Genomic DNA, 17,449 nt, shown 5'->3' on the forward strand with positions numbered 1-17,449 from the left:
GCGGTACGTGAGCGAGAGCAGTGTGGAGGCCGTGCGGGCCGCCGCCTCCGCCGCGGGGGCGAACGGCAGTTGGCGCCGGGCCACCGGCATCGCGGGCGCCGCGATAGGCGTCGTCGCCGCCGGTGCCGCGGCCGGGGTCGCCATAGAGCGGCTCACCGTCGGGCGCGGCATGCGCAGGCGGGCCCGGCTCGCCCTCGACTCCACGGGACCCTACGGCGCGCTGCGCGGCACCCCCGGCAAGGCCTACGCCGACGACGGCACGCTGCTCTACTACGAGGTCGACGACGTCGATCCCGACGCCGTTCCCGCGCTCGGCCCGCGCCGCAGGCGGCTGTTCGGCCGGAAGGCGCCGGCGCCCGTCACCGTCGTCTTCAGCCACGGCTACTGCCTCAGCCAGGACTCCTGGCACTTCCAGCGGGCGGCGCTGCGCGGCGTCGTACGGACCGTGCACTGGGACCAGCGCAGCCACGGGCGCTCGGCACGCGGCGAGGCACAGCTGCGGGACGGGTCGCCGGTCAGCATCGACCAGCTGGGCCGCGACCTCAAGGCCGTTCTCGACGCGGCCGTGCCCGAGGGGCCGATCGTGCTCGTCGGTCACTCGATGGGCGGCATGACCGTGATGGCGCTCGCCGACCAGTACCCCGAGCTGATCCGGGACCGTGTCGTCGCCGTCGCCCTCGTCGGCACCTCCTCCGGACGGCTCGGCGAGGTCAACTTCGGCCTCCCGGTGGCCGGTGTGAACGCCGTGCGGCGGGTGCTCCCGGGCGTCCTGAAGGCGCTCGGCACGCAGGCCGCGCTGGTGGAGAAGGGGCGCCGGGCCACCGCCGATCTCTTCGCGGGGGTCATCAAGCGGTACTCGTTCGCGTCCCGGGACGTCGACCCGGCGGTCGTGCGGTTCGCGGAACGGATGCTGGAGTCCACGCCGATCGATGTCGTCGCCGAGTTCTACCCGGCCTTCAACGACCACGACAAGACGGCCGCCCTCGCCCACTTCCGGGACATTCCCGTCCTGGTCCTGGCCGGGGTCAAGGACCTCGTCACGCCCAGCGAGCACAGCGAGGCCATCGCCGACGAGCTGCCCGACGCCGAACTGGTCCTGGTCCCCGACGCCGGGCACCTCGTGATGCTGGAGCACCCGGAGGCGGTCACCGACCGGCTCGCCGACCTGCTCACCCGGGTCGGCGCGGTACCCGCAGGAGCTACCGTGGGTGGCTATGGAAGCACCCGCGGCACCGCGCAACCCGGCTGAGACCGAGCTGACCGTCACCTCCCCCGACCAGATGCGGGAGCTGGGCCGGCGCCTGGCGAAACTGCTGCGCGCCGGTGACCTCGTGATGCTCAACGGCGAACTGGGCGCCGGCAAGACGACGTTCACCCGGGGTCTCGGCGAGGGCCTCGGGGTGCGGGGCGCGGTCACCTCACCGACGTTCGTCATCGCCCGGGTCCACCCGGCGCTGGGGGACGGGCCGCCGCTGGTCCACGTCGACGCCTACCGGCTGGGCGGCGGGCTCGACGAGATGGAGGACCTCGACCTGGACGTCTCGCTGCCCGACTCCGTGATCGTCGTCGAGTGGGGCGAGGGCAAGGTCGAGGAGCTGACCGACGACCGGCTGACCATCGACATCCACCGCGCCGTCGGCGACACGACCGACGAACTGCGCCACCTGACCCTGACCGGGGTGGGCGAGCGCTGGGCGACGGCCGACCTGGGCGCCCTGTCGGCCTGACGGGGGAGCCCGTCGGCCTGACGGGAGCCTGTCGGCTTGGCGGGAGAGAAGGGGCGGGGGTCTGGTGGGCCCTCTGAGGCGTGCCCGCGCGTGCCCCGGCGGCCCGGAACGCGCCCCGATCTTCCGACGTGTCGTTCCGCTCGGTGAACGTTCCGACACGGTGTCGGCAAAATATTGCGTTCACCGCGTCGGGCGTGGTCACATGGTATCCAGTTCGTAGTTAGGTCTACCTAACTACGCCCGCCCCCAGGTTCAGGAGGCGTCCATGCCGGCCACCGAACGAGACAAGGCACTGCCCGGGATGTCCGGTGTGTCCATGCGGGACCTGCTGGCGTCCTGCGCCGCGGCGCGAACCGTCTCCACCCCGCCCCGCGCGCCCGACCCCGAGGTCTCCCGCCCGGCCGCTGCCCCCGTCGCCCCGGTCGTGCACCGCAACGCGGCCTAGCGGAACGGGAGTTCGGGGAGTCGGCGGGTCGAGCCGTCCGCAGGGGTCGTGGCTCAGCGGATCACGATGATCTGGCGGCCGATCGTCGCGAACTCCCACATGGCCACGCCGTCCTGCGCCGACTCGCGGATGCCGCCCGTGCGGGCGCCCGTCCGGGAGGCGCCGGACGACGACGGGCTCGGTGCGTCCTGCGCCGCCGCGCTGAAGCCGATCGTCACGCCGTCGGCGACGGTGAAGCGGACCACGTGCTCGATGGGGATGCCGTCGGTGCCGGTGACGGCGTTGGAGCGGGAGCTGACCCCGTAACTGCCCGGGGTGGGGTCGACGGAGCCCGGGGTGACCTTGAAGGTGCGGCGGACCGTGTCACCGGCGCCGACCAGCCAGACCCGGTCGTCGTCCACCGAGTACACGACCCGCTGGCCCGCGCCCGAGTTGCCGGGCAGTGCGGCGGGGTTCTTCCTGTCGCGGGGCGCCTTGGAGGCCTTCGGCGCCGGTGAGCCGGCGCCGCGCGGCTTCGAGAGGTCGGTGGGAGCGGTCGCCGCGGCCTGGTAGCCGAGGGCGCCGACCGTCGCGAGGGCCACCGCGGTGAGCCCGCACACGATGAATCCGGAGCTGCTGTCTGTCACCGTCGCCCACCTCGACCCTCACGTCGTCCGCCGTACCCGGGCGACCGTAGCAGGATGAAACGGGATGAAACGGGTGCGGTGGTGGGGGTCGTACCGTGTCGGTGGGGCCGGTTGCGCTGCTCGTCCGACAGCGGCGAGCCGGAGCCGTAGGCTGTTTGTGTGCTCTTGCTCGCTCTGGATACCGCCACCCCCGCCGTCACCGTCGCCCTGCACGACGGCCGGGACGTCATCGCCGCCTTCGCCCAGGTGGACGCGCGCCGGCACGGTGAGCTGCTGCTGCCGGCCGTGGACCGGGTGCTCACGGAGGCCGGGCTGCGGCTCGACGCCGTCACCGGGATCGTCGTGGGCGTCGGCCCCGGCCCCTACACCGGGCTGCGGGTCGGACTGATGACCGCCGACACCTTCGGGCTCGCGCTCGGCGTCCCGGTGTACGGCCTGTGCACCCTGGACGGCCTCGCCTACGCCTCCGGCCTCGACGAGGGGCCGTTCGTGGTGGCCACCGACGCCCGGCGCAAGGAGGTCTACTGGGCGACGTACGCCGACCCCCGCACCCGGCTCACCGAGCCCGCCGTCGACCGGCCGGCCGACCTCGCCGAGCGCGTCGCCGGACTGCCCGCCGTCGGCGCGGGCGCGCTGCTGTACCCGGACACCTTCCCCGACGCCCGCGAGCCGCAGCACGTCTCCGCCGCCGCCCTCGCCGCGCTGGCCGCCGAGAGACTCGCCGCAGGTGTGGAGCTGCCCGCGCCCCGGCCGCTGTATCTGCGCAGGCCGGACGCGCAGGTTCCGAAGAACTACAAGGTGGTCACCCCCAAGTGACCACACCCGTGACGCCTCGGCTGCGCGAGATGCGCTGGTGGGACATCGACGCCGTCCTGGAACTGGAGAAGGACCTCTTCCCCGAGGACGCCTGGTCCCGGGGCATGTTCTGGTCCGAGCTGGCGCACGCGCGCGGCCCCGAGGCCACCCGGCGCTACTTCGTCGCCGAGGAGGCGGCCGAGGGCGGGCGGCTCGTCGGGTACGCGGGGCTCGCCGCCGCCGGTGACCTCGGCGACGTCCAGACCGTCGCCGTCGGCCGGGACCACTGGGGCACCGGGCTCGGCGGCCGACTGCTGACCGAACTGCTGCGCGCGGCAACGGACTTCGAGTGCGCCGAAGTGATGCTGGAGTGCCGGATCGACAACATCCGCGCCCAGAAGCTCTATGAGCGCTTCGGCTTCGAGGCGATCGGCTTCCGCCGTGGCTACTACCAGCCGGGCAACGTCGACGCCCTGGTCATGCGCCTGACCGACCCCGCAACCTCCGTACAAGGAACCGAGATCAATGGCTGACGAACCGCTCGTCCTGGGCATCGAGACCTCCTGCGACGAGACCGGCGTCGGCATCGTGCGCGGCACCACCCTGCTGGCCGACGCCGTCGCCTCCAGCGTCGACGAGCACGCCCGGTTCGGCGGGGTCGTCCCGGAGGTCGCCTCCCGGGCCCACCTGGAGGCGATGGTGCCGACCATCGAACGGGCCCTGAAGGACGCCGGGATCGCCGCGAGCGACCTCGACGGCGTCTCCGTCACCGCGGGACCCGGGCTCGCCGGTGCGCTGCTGGTCGGCGTCACGGCCGCCAAGGCGTACGCCTACGCGCTCGGCAAGCCCCTCTACGGCGTCAACCACCTCGCCTCGCACATCTGCGTGGACCAGCTGGAGCACGGCCCGCTGCCCGAGCCGACGATGGCGCTGCTGGTCTCCGGCGGCCACTCCTCGCTGCTCCTGTCGAGCGACATCACCTCCGACGTGCGCCCCCTCGGCGCGACCATCGACGACGCGGCAGGCGAGGCCTTCGACAAGATCGCCCGGGTGCTCAATCTGGGCTTTCCCGGCGGCCCGGTCATCGACCGTTACGCGCGCGAGGGCGACCCGAGGGCGATCGCGTTCCCGCGCGGCCTCACCGGCCCCCGTGACGCCGCCTACGACTTCTCCTTCTCCGGCCTCAAGACGGCGGTCGCCCGCTGGATCGAGGCCAGGCGGGCCGCCGGTGAGGAGGTGCCGGTGCGCGATGTGTCGGCCTCCTTCCAGGAAGCCGTCGTCGACGTCCTCACCCGCAAGGCCGTCCGCGCCTGCAAGGACGAGGGCGTCGAGCACCTGATGATCGGCGGTGGCGTCGCCGCCAACTCCCGCCTGCGGGCGCTGGCCCAGGAACGCTGCGAGGCCGCCGGTATCCAACTGCGGGTGCCCCGGCCCAAGTTGTGCACGGACAACGGCGCGATGGTCGCCGCCCTCGGCGCCGAGATGGTCGCCCGCAACCGGCCCGCCTCCAGCTGGGACCTCTCGGCGGACTCCTCCCTGCCGGTGACCGAGCCCCATGTGCCGGGTCACTCTCACCACGACCACGTCCACGAGGTCAGCAAGGAGAACCTGTACTCGTGACCGTTGCCCTGATGTGGGAGGCGCGGGCCGTCGCGGGCAAGGACGCGGACCTGCTGGCCTGGGTGCGCCGACAGGAGCTGCCCGCGACGCCGGTGCGCCGGGAGGTGCTGCGGGCCCCGCAGGACCGGGTCCTCGTCATCACCTGGTGGGACGCCGAGTTCGACGCGGACCTGCCGGAACTCCCTGAGCCGGGCGCGGAGTTGGTCGCCCGTGCGGTCCACCGCTGGCGGTTCGAGTCGGTACCGGAGGCGCCGGAGGCGTGAGGGGCCAGGTCACCCCACCCCGCGCACCTCACCCCGCGCACCTCACCCCGCTCACCCCGCCCCCAGTACCTCCGTCACCTCCGTCTCGCACAACAGCCGTCGGTCCGGGCCGAGTTGGCGTACCGGGCCGGTGACGGTCAGGTGGGACGTGTGGCGGACGTCCGTGGTGGAGGCGGCCAACCTCAGCTCCAGGGCGCCCGGTTCGACCACCCTGGTGCCGGTGCGGTCGGTGAACGCGGACAGGTCGGCGTGGAAGGTGAAGCGCACGCGGGCCGCCTCGCCGGGCCCCAGGGCCAGCCGCCGGTAACCGATGAGCCGGACGTCGGGCCGGGTCACCGACGCCACCGGGTCGTGCAGGTACAGCTGGACGACCTCGGCGCCGGCCCGCTCGCCGGTGTTGCGGACGGTGAGCGCCACCTCGTACGAGCCGTCGGTGCCGATCTCGGGGTCGGTGCCCTCGACGTCGTTCCAGCAGAACGTCGTGTACGAGGTGCCGTGTCCGAAGGGGAACAGCGGGGTCGGGTCGAGGTTGCTGACCTCACCGGCGAGGCCCAGCGGGGGCTGGAGGTAGGTCCAGGGCTGGCCGCCGGGCAGCCTCGGGACGCTCACCGGGAGCCGGCCCGAGGGGTTGACCCGGCCCGACAGGACGCCCGCGACGGCCGGGCCGCCCTCCTCGCCGGGGAAGAACGCCTGCACCACGGCAGCCAGTCGACCGTCCCAGCGGCCCAGCGCGTAGGGGCGGCCGGTCAGCAGGACCAGCACCACCGGGACCCCGGTGGCGACCAGCGCGTCCAGCAACGCGCCCTGCACGCCCGGGAGTCGGAGGTCGGTGACGTCGCAGCCCTCGCCCGAGGTGCCCCGGCCGAACAGGCCCGCCCGGTCGCCGAGGACCGCCACGCACACATCGGCCTCGGCGGTCCTGGCCACCGCCTCCGCGAAACCGGCCGGGTCCGGGTCCGACACCGCGCAGCCCTCCGCGAACGTCACCTTGGCGTCCGGGAGTTCGGCGCGCAGGGAGTCCAGGAGGGTCGGGATGTCGATGCCGAGCGGCACCTCGGGGTGGCGGGGCAGGACATGGGAGGGGAAGGAGTAGCAGCCGAGCATCGCCAGCGCGTCGGCGGCGCGCGGGCCGACCACCGCGATCCTGGCATCGGGGGACAGCGGCAGCAGGCCGTCCGGGTTGTCGAGCAACACCACGGATTCCTCGGCCAGTTGGCGGGCGAGGGCCCGGTTGGCGGTGGAGTCGAGGTCGATCGGGGCGGCCGGTTCGGGGCTCCAGTCCTCGTCGAGCAGGCCCAGCGCGCACTTCTGGAGCAGCACCCGGCGGGCCGCGCGGTCGATCAGCGCCTCGGGCACGGTGCCGTCGCGGACCGCGTCCAGCAGCGGGGTGCCGTAGCACTTCAGGGTGGGCAGCTCGACGTCGATCCCGGCGACGAGCGCGGTGTGCGCGGCCTCGGCGGGGGTGCCCGCGACCCGGTGCAGCGTCTGGAGGAAGCCGATGCCGAAGTAGTCGGCGACCACGGTGCCCTCGAACTGCCAGGTGTCCCGCAGGAGTTGGGTGAGCAGACCGGGGTCTCCGGAGGCGGGCACGCCGTCGGTGTCGGTGTACGCGGCCATCACCGAGCGGGCCCCGCCCTCGCGCAACGCCATCTCGAACGGCACCAGCGTCACATCGGCGAACTCGCGCACCCCGGCCCGCACCGGCGCGAGGTTGCGGGCGCCCGCCGAGGACGCGTACCCGGCGAAGTGCTTGAGGGTGGCGACCACCCCGGCCGACTCCAGGCCCCGCACATAGGCGGAGCCGACCGTGCCGACCAGGTACGGGTCCTCGCCGATCGTCTCCTCGACCCGTCCCCAGCGCGGGTCGCGGACGACGTCCAGGACGGGGGCCAGACCCTGGTGGACCCCGGCGGCGCGCAGGTCGCGGCCGATGCGCCGGCCCATCTCCTCGACCAGCGGCGGATCGAAGGAGGCGCCCCACGCCAGCGGGACCGGGTAGGCGGTGGCGCCCCAGGTGGTGAACCCGGCGAGGCACTCCTCGTGGGCCACGGCCGGGATGCCGAACCGGCCGGCCGCGGTGATACGGCGCTGGGCGCGGGCCAGTGCCTGCGCGCCCAGCGCCGGGTCGACGGGGGCGGTGCCGAAGGAACGCGTGAGCTGGCCGAGGCCGTGGGTGATCAGCTCGTCCCAGTCGTAGGCCGAGGTCATCTCGCTCTGGAGGGGCGCGACGCCGTCGCCGTCGGTGTCGGCGCCCACCCACACGCCGTAGAGCTGGGCGGTCTTCTCCTCCAGGGTCATCCGGGCGAGCAGGTCGTCGACGCGGGCGGCGGCGGGCAGGGCGGGGTCACGCCAGGAGGCGGTGGTCATGAAACTCCTGCTCTTGTCGAGTGCTCAGGTCGTGCGCTGGTCCGTACGGCGGCAAGGGCTGTGCGGGGCGGGGCTGTGTCCGGCGGATGGAACGGAGTGGGCCGGGAGGTCGGAGGGGCCTGTGCGAATGTTTCGGTGGGTATAGCGAATGTTCCGGGAACCTAGGCCGGTCAGAAGGGTTCGTCAAGAGGTCGCGCAGGGATACGATCGCCGCCATGACACTCCCCGAGCCCGTGGAAACCCGGACGGCAACGCCGTCGACCGGCCGGTCGACGCAGACCGCGACGCTCGCCGAGATCGCCCGCGAGGCCGGCGTCTCGGCGCCGACTGTTTCGAAGGTCCTCAACGGCCGGGCCGATGTCGCCCCGGCCACCCGCAGCCGCGTCGAGGCGCTGCTGCGGGCCCACGGCTACCGGCGGCGGCGCGCCGAGGCCAGCCGTTCGCCCCTGATCGACCTGGTCTTCCACGAGCTGGAGAGCGCCTGGGCGATGGAGGTCATCCGGGGCGTGGAGGACGTGGCGCGGGACGCCGGTCTGAGCGTCGTGCTCAGCGAGAGCGCGGGCCGCCTGACCCCCGGCCGTACCTGGGCCGACCAGGTCGCCGCCCGCCGCCCGCACGGCGTGATCCTGGTCCTGTCCGGCCTCGACGAATCCCAGCGGGCGCTGCTGACCAGCCGTTCCATCCCGTTCGTGGTGATGGACCCGGCGGGCGACCCGGGCGTCGACGTGCCGTCGATCGGCGCCACCAACTGGCAGGGCGGCCTCGCCGCGACCCGGCATCTGATCGACCTCGGGCACACCCGGATCGGCGCCGTCACGGGACCCTCGCGGATGATGTGCAGCCGGGCCCGCGTCGACGGGTACCGGGCCGCGCTGGAGACGGCCGGGCTGCCGGTCGACCCGTCGCTGATCGTGACCGGCGACTTCCACCACGAGGCCGGCTACCGCCAGGGGCTCCAGCTGCTGCGCCGCCCGGACCGGCCCACCGCGGTCTTCGCCCTCAACGACCTCCAGGCGCTCGGCCTGTACGAGGCCGCCCGTGAGCTGGGGCTGCGCATCCCGGAGGACCTGAGCGTGGTCGGGTTCGACGATCTGCCGGTGGCCCGTTGGGTGGGGCCGCCGCTGACCACGGTCCGGCAGCCGCTGACGGAGATGGCCGAGGCGGCGGCCCGGCTCGTGCTCGACCTGGGGCGCGGTGAACGGTCGCAGGGCACCAGCCGGGTCGAGCTGGCGACGAGCCTGGTGGTGCGGGCCAGCACCGGGGCGCCGGTGGCCGGAAGGTGACGTATTGACGGGGGGTGCGGGCGCCCCCACACTCCTCCGAAGTCAATCGGTTCCCTGACCGAAACTTTCGGAGGCACCCGCCATGAACACCTCCAGATCCGCCCGCCCGCGCCGGCTGCTCGCCGCGTTCTGCGCCGGGATCACCGCCGTCGCCGCCCTGCTCATCGCCGGTACCACCGCCGCGCACGCCGCCGACACCCCGTTGCGCGACCTGGCCGCCGCACACGGCATGGTCATGGGCACCGCGGTCACCGGCTCCAAGCTCACCGGGACCTACGGCGACCTGGCCGGCGCCCAGTTCAGCGCGCTCACCCCGGGCAACGCCATGAAGTGGGGCTCGGTCGAGCCCACCCAGGGCAGCTTCAACTGGGCCGAGGCCGACCAGATCGTCGCCTTCGCGCAGGCCCACGACCAGCAGGTGCGCGGCCACACCCTGGTCTGGCACAGCCAGAACCCGAGCTGGCTGACCAACGGCACCTGGACGTCCGCCCAGCTCAGCACCCTGCTCCAGAACCACATCAGCACCGAGGTCGGCCGCTACCAGGGCAAGATCGCCGCCTGGGACGTCGTCAACGAACCCTTCAACGAGGACGGCACCTACCGCTCCACCCTCTGGTACGACGGCCTCGGCGCCGACTACATCGCCAACGCCCTGACCTGGGCCCGCGCCGCCGACCCGGCCGCCAAGCTGTACATCAACGACTACAACGTCGAGGGCGTCAACGCGAAGAGCACCGCCCTGTACGACCTGGTCAGGTCGCTGAAGGCGCGGGGCGTCCCGATCGACGGCGTCGGCCTCCAGGCGCACCTCATCCTCGGGCAGGTCCCGGCCACCCTCCAGCAGAACATCCAGCGCTTCGCCGACCTCGGCGTCGACGTGGCGATCACCGAGCTGGACGTGCGGATGGCGCTGCCGGCCGACAGCGCGAAACTCGCCCAGCAGGCCGCCGACTACCGGGCCGTCACCGCCGCCTGCGTCGCCGTCGCCCGCTGTGTGAACCTCACGGTGTGGGGCTTCACCGACTCCGACTCCTGGGTCGACAGCACCTTCCCGGGCTACGGCGCGGCCACGCCGTACGACGCCGACTACGCCCCGAAACCCGCCTATTACGCGATCTCCGAGGGCCTCGGCGGCGGCACGACGACCCCGCCGACCGGCGCCTGCACGGCCACGTACGCGGTGAGCAGCCAGTGGGGCAGCGGGTTCACCGGACAGGTCACGGTGTCCTGCGCGGGGGCGTCGTTGTCGTCGTGGAACGCGCACTGGACGTTCGGCGCGGGCCAGCAGCTCACGCAGGCCTGGAACGCCACCTGCACCCAGTCCGGCACCGCCGTGAGCTGCGCCAACGCCTCCTACAACGGCTCCGTCCCGGACGGCGGCTCGGTGAGCTTCGGCTTCAACGGCACCTGGAGCGGCAGCAACCCGGTGCCCGCCGTGACCCTCGCCTCATGAGATTTTCCGAAGAAAACCATAGGAAGAGGCTTCCGCTCACACTCCCCTAATAATTCGGACTTATGTTCTCGCCCGTGACCGGACTCGACAAGAACGGCGACGAGGCAACCAAGGCGACCAGAGGAAGGGGCCGGCGGTCGGTCGTGCTGAAGACCGCCGGCCTCACGCTCGCGGGCACGCTGCTGCTGGGCGCGGCGACGGCCGGCTGGGCCTACTGGCACCTCAACGACAACATCAAGAGCGTCGACATCAACAGCGCGCTCGGCGACGACCGCCCGGCCCACGCGGTGGCCACCCCGACCGCGTCGGCCACCGCCGCGCTGCCGTCGCAGGCCGTGAACATCCTGGTCCTCGGCTCGGACTCGCGCAGCGGCAAGGAGAACGAGGCGCTGGGCGGCGGGGACAGCTCCGGCGCCCGCTCGGACACCGCGATGGTCGTGCACGTCGACGCGGGCCGCACCGCCGCCACCGTCGTCAGCATCCCGCGCGACACCCTCGTCACCCGCCCGTCCTGCCCCCTGTCATCGGGCGGTTCGACGGCGGTGGCGTACGGCGTGATGTTCAACAGCGCCTACGCGGTGGGCGGTCCGGTGTGCGCGGTGAAGACCGTCGAGACGATGACCGGCGTGCGCATGGACCACTACCTGGAGATCGACTTCGCCGGGTTCGCGAAGCTGGTGGACGCGCTCGGCGGCGTCACCGTCACGACCACCCAGGACATCGACGACTCCTACAGCCACCTCAAGCTCAAGGCCGGCACCCATCACCTCGACGGCAAGCAGGCCCTCGCGCTCGCCCGCACCCGGCACGGCATCGGCGACGGCAGCGACCTCGGCCGCATAGGCCTCCAGCAGACGTTGGTGAAGGCCCTGTTGACGCAGATATCGACGACCAGCCTGCTCACCGACCCGACCGAGCTGTACCAGGTCGCCGACGCGGTCACCGGCAGCCTCACCACCGACACCGGCCTCGACTCCCTCACCGAACTGCGGGATTTCGGCGAAAGCCTCAAGGGCCTGTCGACGAACAGCTTGAAGACGGTCACGATGCCGGTCGTCACGGCCCCGACCAACCCCAACCGCGTGGTCGCGAAGGAACCGGCGGCGAGCACCCTGTGGGCCTCGCTGCGCTGAGCCGGGTCAGCCCAGCCGGGGCGGGGTCCAGCGGTGGTGCCGCAGGATCATGCGGGTCGAGGCCCGGGAGGGGGTCAGCCGCATCGCCGTGTCGCGCAGGGCGACGGCCAGCGGGTGCGAGAGCCCCTGGCCCAGCCGCCCGGCCTGCCGAGCGGCCCGCGCGACGGCCTGGGCACGCGGCCGACGCACGGCGTCGTAACGGGCGAGCCCGGCCTCGACGGTGGGCCCGGCGGCGAGCGCGGCGGCCAGCGTGACCGCGTCCTCCAGCGCCTGGCAGGCACCCTGCCCGAGATGCGGGGTCATCGCGTGGGCCGCGTCCCCGAGCAGCACGGTCCGACCGGCCGTGAACGACGGCAACGGCGCCCGGAGTTCGTGGACGTCGTGCTGGAGCACGGCGTCGGGCGGGGTCGCGTCGAGCAGGGCGGGGATCGGATCGTGCCACCCGGCGAACCGTCGGCGCAGTGCTGCCGACGGGTCGGTGAACCGCGTCCCGGCGGGCAGGTCGAGCACGGCATGCCACTCGGCCCGCCCGTCCAGGAAGGCGATGTGCCCGAACTCGGCGCCCCCTCCCCAGGTCAGCTCGAAGTCGGTGGTCAGTTCGACCGGGTGCGCGGTGAGGGCGCGGAGCACCGTCGCGCCGGTATGGACCGGGCCGGGGTGGGCCGGGAAGAGGAGGCCGCGTACAGGGCTGCGGATGCCGTCGGCCGCCACCAGCAGATCGGCGTCCAGAACGGTGTCACCGCGGCCGACCCGGACCGTGTCGGCGCCGGTCAGCCGGACCGGGCCCGCCGCGACGCCGGTCAGCAGGGTCCCGGCGGGCAGAGCGTCGCGCAGCAGCCGGTGCAGGGTGGCGCGCGGGATGCCCACGATCGGCGTGCCCACGGCCCGCTCCAGCGCGGTGCCGTCCAGCCGGGCGAGCCACCGGCCCGACGGCGTGCGGGTGCCGCCGGTGTACTGCCCGCGCGACGCCGCCCGCACCGCCGTTCCGACCCCCAGTTCGTCCAGCGCCCGCAGCCCGTTCGCGGCCAACGAGATGCCCGCCCCGGCGTCGTCGAGCACGGCCGCGCGCTCGACGACCGTCACCTCCCAGCCGACCCGGCGCAGCCCGATCGCGGCGGCAAGCCCGCCGATCCCGCCACCGACGACCACCGCTGTCCGTCCCATGACCACTCTCCCCGTTCTACATCTGTAGAAGACGACCGTACGGGAAGCTCTACAGGTGTAGAAAGGGGGTCATGGCTACGGATCGGCGCACCCTCCTGGCGGACGCGGCTCTCGGCGTGCTCGCCGAGGAAGGGATGCGCGGCCTGACCCATCGCGCCGTCGACCGCAGGGCGCGGCTGCCGCCCGGCACCACGTCGGCGTACTTCCGCACCCGGGCCGCGCTGCTCACCGGCCTCGTCACCCGCCTGGTCCAGCTCGACCAGACCGAACTGCACACCCTGGCCGAGCAGTTGGCGCCCCTGCGCACCCCCGGGGAACTGGTGGACGGCATGGTGCTGCTCACCCGGCGCCGCCTCACCGGCGAGGGCCGCCACCGCTCGCTCGCCCGCCACGCCTGCGCCGTCGAGAGCGTGCGGGCACCGGAGTTGCGCGAGATCCTCGTCCCCCGCGAGAACGCCGGGCGTGAGGCCGTCCGCCGATTCCTCGCCGAGCACGGCGCACCGGACGTGGAGAACCGCACCCACACCCTGCTGACCTGCATCGACGGCCTGGTCTTCGACCGCCTGGTGAGCGGCGGCGAGATCCCGCGCGAGGCCCTGGAGGGCTTGGTGGCAGCAGCCCTGCGCTAGCTATTACTGCCCAACGGCCCTTCAGTCGAAGCCAGTTGGGGAACGACGTTGCAGGCGGCGTCAGTTGGGGACCGGGGCGCCGATCAGCATCGTCGGGGCGCCCGCGACCCGGGTGAGGAACACCGTTGCGGAGTGCGGCCCCTGGGGCTTGACCTTGCGGCGCAGCTCCTCCGGCTCGACGGCCGAGCCGCGCTTCTTGACGGTCAGGATGCCGACGCCCCGCTCCCGCAGCAACGCCTTCAACTTCTTGAGGTTGAAGGGGAGTTGGTCGGTGATCTCGTAGGCGGTGGCGTACGGGGTGGGCCGGTGGGTGTCGGCGGTGAGGTAGGCGATGGTCGGGTCGACGAGGCCGCCGTCGAGCTGTTCGGCGACCTCGGCGACCAGGTGGGCGCGGATGACGGCGCCGTCGGGCTCGTACAAGTACCGCCCGACAGAACGGACTTCGGGATCGGGAAGCCCCTTGCCGAGCAGTGCACGCGGCCCGGGCAGCAACGTCGCACGAACGGCGCCCGCCTCGCCCCCGAACCACAGCACGGCCTCCTTCACGTCGCCGCCGTCGGAGATCCACTCCGCCTCGGCGTCGGCGGGCACGGCCTCGTGCGGGATGCCGGGGGCGACCTTCAGGGCGGCGTGCGGTGCCGTGCGGGCCGCCTCGACCGCCCAGGACAGGGGCGGCGAGTAGGCCTCGGGGTCGAAGATCCGCCCCCGGCCGCCACGCCGGGCGGGGTCCACGAACACCGCGTCGTACCCGGCCGTGTCCACCTCGGTGACGTCCGCCTCCCGCACCTCGATCAGGTCGGCGAGGCCGAGCGCGTCGGCGTTGGCCCGCGCCGCCGCCACCGCCAGCGGGTCCCGGTCGACGGCGAGCACCCGGATGCCGGCCCGGGCCAGCGCGATGGCGTCACCCCCGATCCCGCAGCACAGGTCGGCGAGGGAGGTCACGCCGAGCGCCTTGAGCCGCCCGGCCCGGTAGGCGGCCACACTCGCCCGGGTCGACTGCTCGACGCCGTTGGGCGTGAAGAACATCCGCCCGGCGTCCTCGTCCCCGAACTTCGCCGCCGCCCGCTGCCGCAGCCGGGCCTGCCCGAGCGCCGCCGACACCAGTGCGGCCGGGTGGGTGCGGCGCAGCCGGGTGGCGACGGCGAGTTCGTCGGCGGGGGCCGTGCCGCGCACCTCGTCGAGGAGGGCGCGGCCTTCGGGGGCGAGGAGGAGGGCGAGGTCGGTCACCGGGACATTGTGGGCCAGTCGGTGGACGGTGCGGCGCCGGCCGCGGTGTCGGGGCGGGCGGCACCGGGGCGAGCTGGGAGTATCCGGCACCATGGGATCAGTAGGACAAAACGATAAAAAGAGACCGCGGTACGGCGCCCGTGCCGGAATCGGCCTGCTCGCCGTGGCCGCCCTCGTCTCGGGCTGCGCCCAGGACACCACCAACGGGGCGCACCCGGCCCCCGGCGGACAGCCCGGCCACGGAGCCGACTCACCGGCCGAGAAGCTCCGCGCCGAGCACACGGCGAGGATCGCGGCGGCCAAACGATGGGGCCTGACCCGGGTCCCCCTGACCGCACCGGCGCCCCCGGCCCAGAAGCCCGAGATCACCGCCCGCGACGGCTTCGAGGTGGACGGCCAGGAGGAGGACGGCCTCCCGCCGGTGTTCACCACCATCCCGACCAAGCAGAAGGTCGTCTTCCTCACCATCGACGACGGCGAGGAGAAGGACCCACAGTTCCTGAAGATGATGAAGGAACTGCACATCCCGTACACGGCGTTCCTCAGCGACTACCTGATCAAGGAGGACTACGGGTACTTCAAGAAGATGCAGGACCGGGGCGTCACCCTGAACAACCACACCCTCCACCACCCCTACCTGCCCGGCCTGACGTACGCCCAGCAGAAGCGCGAGATCTGCGGCATGCAGGACGTCATCAGGAAGCAGTACGGCAAACGCCCCACGGTCTTCCGCCCGCCCTACGGCAACTACAACCAGGACACCCTGCGCGCCGCCAAGGCCTGCGGCATCAAGTACGCGCCGATCTGGGACGAGGAGGTCTTCGTCGACCACTGGGAGTACCGCGAGTGGGACCGCGACCTGCACGCGGGTGACATCGTCCTCACCCACTTCCGGGGCCGCAAGGACTGGAAGGGCACGATGCCCGACCTGGTACGGAAGTTCATGGACAAGGTCACCGCCAAGGGATACGCGGTGGCCCGGCTGGAGGACTACCTGTGAGGCCGCGGGGCCCGGGCCTGCTGCTGGCCGCCCTGCTGGCGGCGGTGCTGCCACTGGCCGGCTGCGCCCAGTCCGTCGATCCCCTCGAACGGCTCGGCAAGAAGGCGGCCGAGGGGGTGCGCCCGCACGGCCCCACCGCGCAGCCGCCCTACCGCCGTTGGGGCCTGGCCGCCCCGCTCGCCCCGGCCCCGCGCCCCTCGGCCCACCCGCCCACCACCGGCACGGCGGGCCCGGGCCTGCCCCCGGTCGTCTCCCGGGTCCGCACCCGCGACCGGGTGGTCTTCCTCACCTACGACGACGGTGCCGAGAAGGACCCCCGCTTCGTCGACATGGTCCGCGAACTGCGCCTGCCCGTCAGCATGTTCCTCACCGACAGCGTCGTGGGCCCCGGCTACGGCCACTTCGCCCGCCTCCAGTCCGTCGGCGCGACGATCCAGAACCACACCCTCGACCACCCGGCGATGCGCGGCCTCCCCTACGCGGGCCAACGCGCCGAGATCTGCGGCCAACAGGACAAACTCCGCACCCGTTTCGGCCACCGCCCCCACCTCTTCCGCCCGCCCTACGGCACCTACGACACCACCACCCGCCACGCCGCGGCCGACTGTGGAATCACGGCCCTCATCCTCTGGCGAGCCACAACAGACCCCAACGGCACCCTCACCTACACCCAACCCCCCACCCACCTGAGCCCCGGCGACATCATCTCCCTCCCCTCAGCCGAAACGTCCCCCATGACCCTCAGAGAACGCACCACCAAGACCCTGAGAGCGGCCCAGGCACAGGGCCTGACGGTGGCGAGCCTGGAAAACTACGTGTAACCCCCTCAGCCCGTTGGGGGTCCAGTTTGAGGACAAGCACCCACCCGAGCCTGAAGGCGCCGGCCAGCCACTCCAGCCCGTCCGGCGCTTGAGGACGAGGCCGTCCAGGCCGAAGCGGGGGTCTGGGGGCGCAGCCCCCAGGTCTCTTGGGCGCGAGGCCAACGCAGGCCAACGAAATCCAGCCCGTCCGGCGTTTGAGGACGAGGCCGTCCAGGCCGAAGGGGGGCCTGGGGGCACAGCCCCCAGATCGGGTGCGTGAGGGCAACGCAGGCCCACAATTTTCCGCCCAAGCGCCGCAGGCATTGGCACTCCGCTTGACCGAGTGCTAATCCCGGTCATAGTCTCGGGCCTGGCACTCCCCACTGGAGAGTGCCAAGACGCGACGGGCAGATCCGGCACCCGCGACGACGGATCGACCTGGTCGCCACCTCAGACAGTTAACCCCGTGAGATCTCCGAAGGGGGAGGTCGGATCGTGACGACCACCAGCTCCAAGGTTGCCATCAAGCCGCTCGAGGACCGCATTGTGGTCCAGCCGTTGGACGCCGAGCAGACCACGGCCTCTGGCCTGGTCATCCCGGACACCGCCAAGGAGAAGCCCCAGGAGGGCGTCGTCCTGGCCGTGGGCCCGGGCCGCTTCGAGAACGGCGAGCGCCTGCCGCTCGACGTCAAGACCGGCGACATCGTGCTGTACAGCAAGTACGGCGGCACCGAGGTGAAGTACAACGGCGAGGAGTACCTCGTCCTCTCGGCTCGCGACGTGCTCGCGATCATCGAGAAGTAGTTCACCCGAGCACATTCAGTTGCTTTGAGCTGCGCCCCCGGATTCCCGCGACCATCAATCAGCCGGGCGCCCGGGGGCGCAGTCCATTCACCGAGATTTCGAGAGGGCTCACG

The 17,449-nt window shown here is 72.7% G+C and carries 18 protein-coding genes; 14 read left to right on the top strand and 4 right to left on the bottom strand.

Annotated features, from left to right (window positions below):
- The first annotated feature begins 7 nt into the window (after positions 1-7).
- The 3 genes from ACIQOU_RS21965 (at position 8) to ACIQOU_RS21975 (ending at position 2,172) form a co-directional block, all read left to right on the top strand.
- Positions 8-1,249 (top strand): alpha/beta fold hydrolase, encoded by a 1,242-nt coding sequence (locus ACIQOU_RS21965; RefSeq protein WP_401538467.1) that lies wholly within the window; start codon positions 8-10, stop codon positions 1,247-1,249.
- Complete coding sequence (gene tsaE, locus ACIQOU_RS21970) at positions 1,215-1,727, top strand: tRNA (adenosine(37)-N6)-threonylcarbamoyltransferase complex ATPase subunit type 1 TsaE (RefSeq protein WP_401538468.1); 513 nt, start codon at positions 1,215-1,217, stop codon at positions 1,725-1,727. Before ACIQOU_RS21965 ends, tsaE begins: the two co-directional genes overlap by 35 nt.
- 265 nt (positions 1,728-1,992) lie before the next feature.
- The gene (locus tag ACIQOU_RS21975; RefSeq protein WP_401538469.1) at positions 1,993-2,172 is read left to right on the top strand and encodes a hypothetical protein; all 180 of its coding nucleotides are present in this window, start codon (positions 1,993-1,995) and stop codon (positions 2,170-2,172) included.
- Positions 2,173-2,225: 53 nt separating this feature from the next.
- Here the strand turns inward: ACIQOU_RS21975 and ACIQOU_RS21980 are convergent, their stop codons facing one another.
- Entirely contained in the window at positions 2,226-2,798 is a 573-nt protein-coding gene (locus ACIQOU_RS21980) for a hypothetical protein (RefSeq protein ID WP_401538470.1), read from the bottom strand.
- 159 nt (positions 2,799-2,957) lie between these two features.
- Between ACIQOU_RS21980 and tsaB the strand changes: the two genes are divergently transcribed.
- From tsaB to ACIQOU_RS22000, 4 genes are read left to right on the top strand one after another with little or no spacing between them, the layout of a single operon-like run.
- Entirely contained in the window at positions 2,958-3,614 is a 657-nt protein-coding gene (gene tsaB / locus ACIQOU_RS21985) for a tRNA (adenosine(37)-N6)-threonylcarbamoyltransferase complex dimerization subunit type 1 TsaB (protein ID WP_401538471.1), read from the top strand.
- A complete protein-coding gene (gene rimI, locus ACIQOU_RS21990) occupies positions 3,611-4,126 on the top strand; it encodes a ribosomal protein S18-alanine N-acetyltransferase (RefSeq protein ID WP_401538472.1) in 516 nt (171 codons plus the stop codon). The genes tsaB and rimI overlap by 4 nt, the downstream gene beginning before the upstream one ends.
- The gene (tsaD, locus tag ACIQOU_RS21995) at positions 4,119-5,213 is read left to right on the top strand and encodes a tRNA (adenosine(37)-N6)-threonylcarbamoyltransferase complex transferase subunit TsaD (protein ID WP_401538473.1); all 1,095 of its coding nucleotides are present in this window, start codon (positions 4,119-4,121) and stop codon (positions 5,211-5,213) included. The genes rimI and tsaD overlap by 8 nt, the downstream gene beginning before the upstream one ends.
- Positions 5,210-5,476: a hypothetical protein gene (locus ACIQOU_RS22000; RefSeq protein ID WP_401538474.1), complete on the top strand. Its 267-nt coding sequence runs from the start codon at positions 5,210-5,212 to the stop codon at positions 5,474-5,476. Before tsaD ends, ACIQOU_RS22000 begins: the two co-directional genes overlap by 4 nt.
- Positions 5,477-5,527: 51 nt before the next feature.
- Here the strand turns inward: ACIQOU_RS22000 and ACIQOU_RS22005 are convergent, their stop codons facing one another.
- The gene (locus ACIQOU_RS22005; protein WP_401538475.1) at positions 5,528-7,843 is read right to left on the bottom strand and encodes a glycoside hydrolase family 3 N-terminal domain-containing protein; all 2,316 of its coding nucleotides are present in this window, start codon (positions 7,841-7,843) and stop codon (positions 5,528-5,530) included.
- Positions 7,844-8,058: 215 nt separating this feature from the next.
- On the opposite strand from ACIQOU_RS22005, the gene ACIQOU_RS22010 reads away from it, so the two are divergent.
- The 3 genes from ACIQOU_RS22010 to ACIQOU_RS22020 all read left to right on the top strand — a co-directional run bounded on the left by ACIQOU_RS22010 (position 8,059) and on the right by ACIQOU_RS22020 (position 11,712).
- The gene (locus ACIQOU_RS22010; RefSeq protein WP_401538476.1) at positions 8,059-9,126 is read left to right on the top strand and encodes a LacI family DNA-binding transcriptional regulator; all 1,068 of its coding nucleotides are present in this window, start codon (positions 8,059-8,061) and stop codon (positions 9,124-9,126) included.
- A gap of 82 nt (positions 9,127-9,208) precedes the next feature.
- Entirely contained in the window at positions 9,209-10,579 is a 1,371-nt protein-coding gene (locus ACIQOU_RS22015) for an endo-1,4-beta-xylanase (RefSeq protein WP_401538477.1), read from the top strand.
- A gap of 62 nt (positions 10,580-10,641) precedes the next feature.
- On the top strand, positions 10,642-11,712 hold the full coding sequence (locus tag ACIQOU_RS22020) for an LCP family protein (RefSeq protein WP_401538478.1): 1,071 nt from the start codon (positions 10,642-10,644) through the stop codon (positions 11,710-11,712).
- Positions 11,713-11,718: 6 nt separating this feature from the next.
- Here ACIQOU_RS22020 and ACIQOU_RS22025 read toward each other — a convergent pair whose 3' ends face one another.
- Positions 11,719-12,876, bottom strand: a complete 1,158-nt coding sequence (locus tag ACIQOU_RS22025) for an FAD-dependent monooxygenase (RefSeq protein WP_401538479.1) — start codon at positions 12,874-12,876, stop codon at positions 11,719-11,721.
- 71 nt (positions 12,877-12,947) lie between these two features.
- Here ACIQOU_RS22025 and ACIQOU_RS22030 point away from each other — a divergent pair, with 71 nt between their 5' ends.
- The gene (locus ACIQOU_RS22030) at positions 12,948-13,505 is read left to right on the top strand and encodes a TetR/AcrR family transcriptional regulator (RefSeq protein ID WP_401538480.1); all 558 of its coding nucleotides are present in this window, start codon (positions 12,948-12,950) and stop codon (positions 13,503-13,505) included.
- Between the two features lie 60 nt (positions 13,506-13,565).
- On the opposite strand, the gene ACIQOU_RS22035 is transcribed toward ACIQOU_RS22030, so the two are convergent.
- Positions 13,566-14,732 carry a methyltransferase domain-containing protein gene (locus ACIQOU_RS22035; RefSeq protein WP_401538481.1) on the bottom strand — a complete coding sequence of 389 codons (1,167 nt, stop codon included), beginning with the start codon at positions 14,730-14,732 and terminating at the stop codon, positions 13,566-13,568.
- 91 nt (positions 14,733-14,823) lie between these two features.
- On the opposite strand from ACIQOU_RS22035, the gene ACIQOU_RS22040 reads away from it, so the two are divergent.
- The 3 genes from ACIQOU_RS22040 to groES all read left to right on the top strand — a co-directional run bounded on the left by ACIQOU_RS22040 (position 14,824) and on the right by groES (position 17,336).
- On the top strand, positions 14,824-15,732 hold the full coding sequence (locus ACIQOU_RS22040; protein WP_401538482.1) for a polysaccharide deacetylase family protein: 909 nt from the start codon (positions 14,824-14,826) through the stop codon (positions 15,730-15,732).
- Positions 15,729-16,553, top strand: a complete 825-nt coding sequence (locus ACIQOU_RS22045) for a polysaccharide deacetylase family protein (RefSeq protein WP_401538483.1) — start codon at positions 15,729-15,731, stop codon at positions 16,551-16,553. The genes ACIQOU_RS22040 and ACIQOU_RS22045 overlap by 4 nt, the downstream gene beginning before the upstream one ends.
- Positions 16,554-17,027: 474 nt before the next feature.
- The gene (gene groES / locus ACIQOU_RS22050; RefSeq protein ID WP_003998759.1) at positions 17,028-17,336 is read left to right on the top strand and encodes a co-chaperone GroES; all 309 of its coding nucleotides are present in this window, start codon (positions 17,028-17,030) and stop codon (positions 17,334-17,336) included.
- Positions 17,337-17,449: the final 113 nt, after the last annotated feature.

Origin of the sequence: Streptomyces sp. NPDC091279, assembly GCF_044757465.1 — a bacterium.
GTDB lineage: Bacteria > Actinomycetota > Actinomycetes > Streptomycetales > Streptomycetaceae > Streptomyces.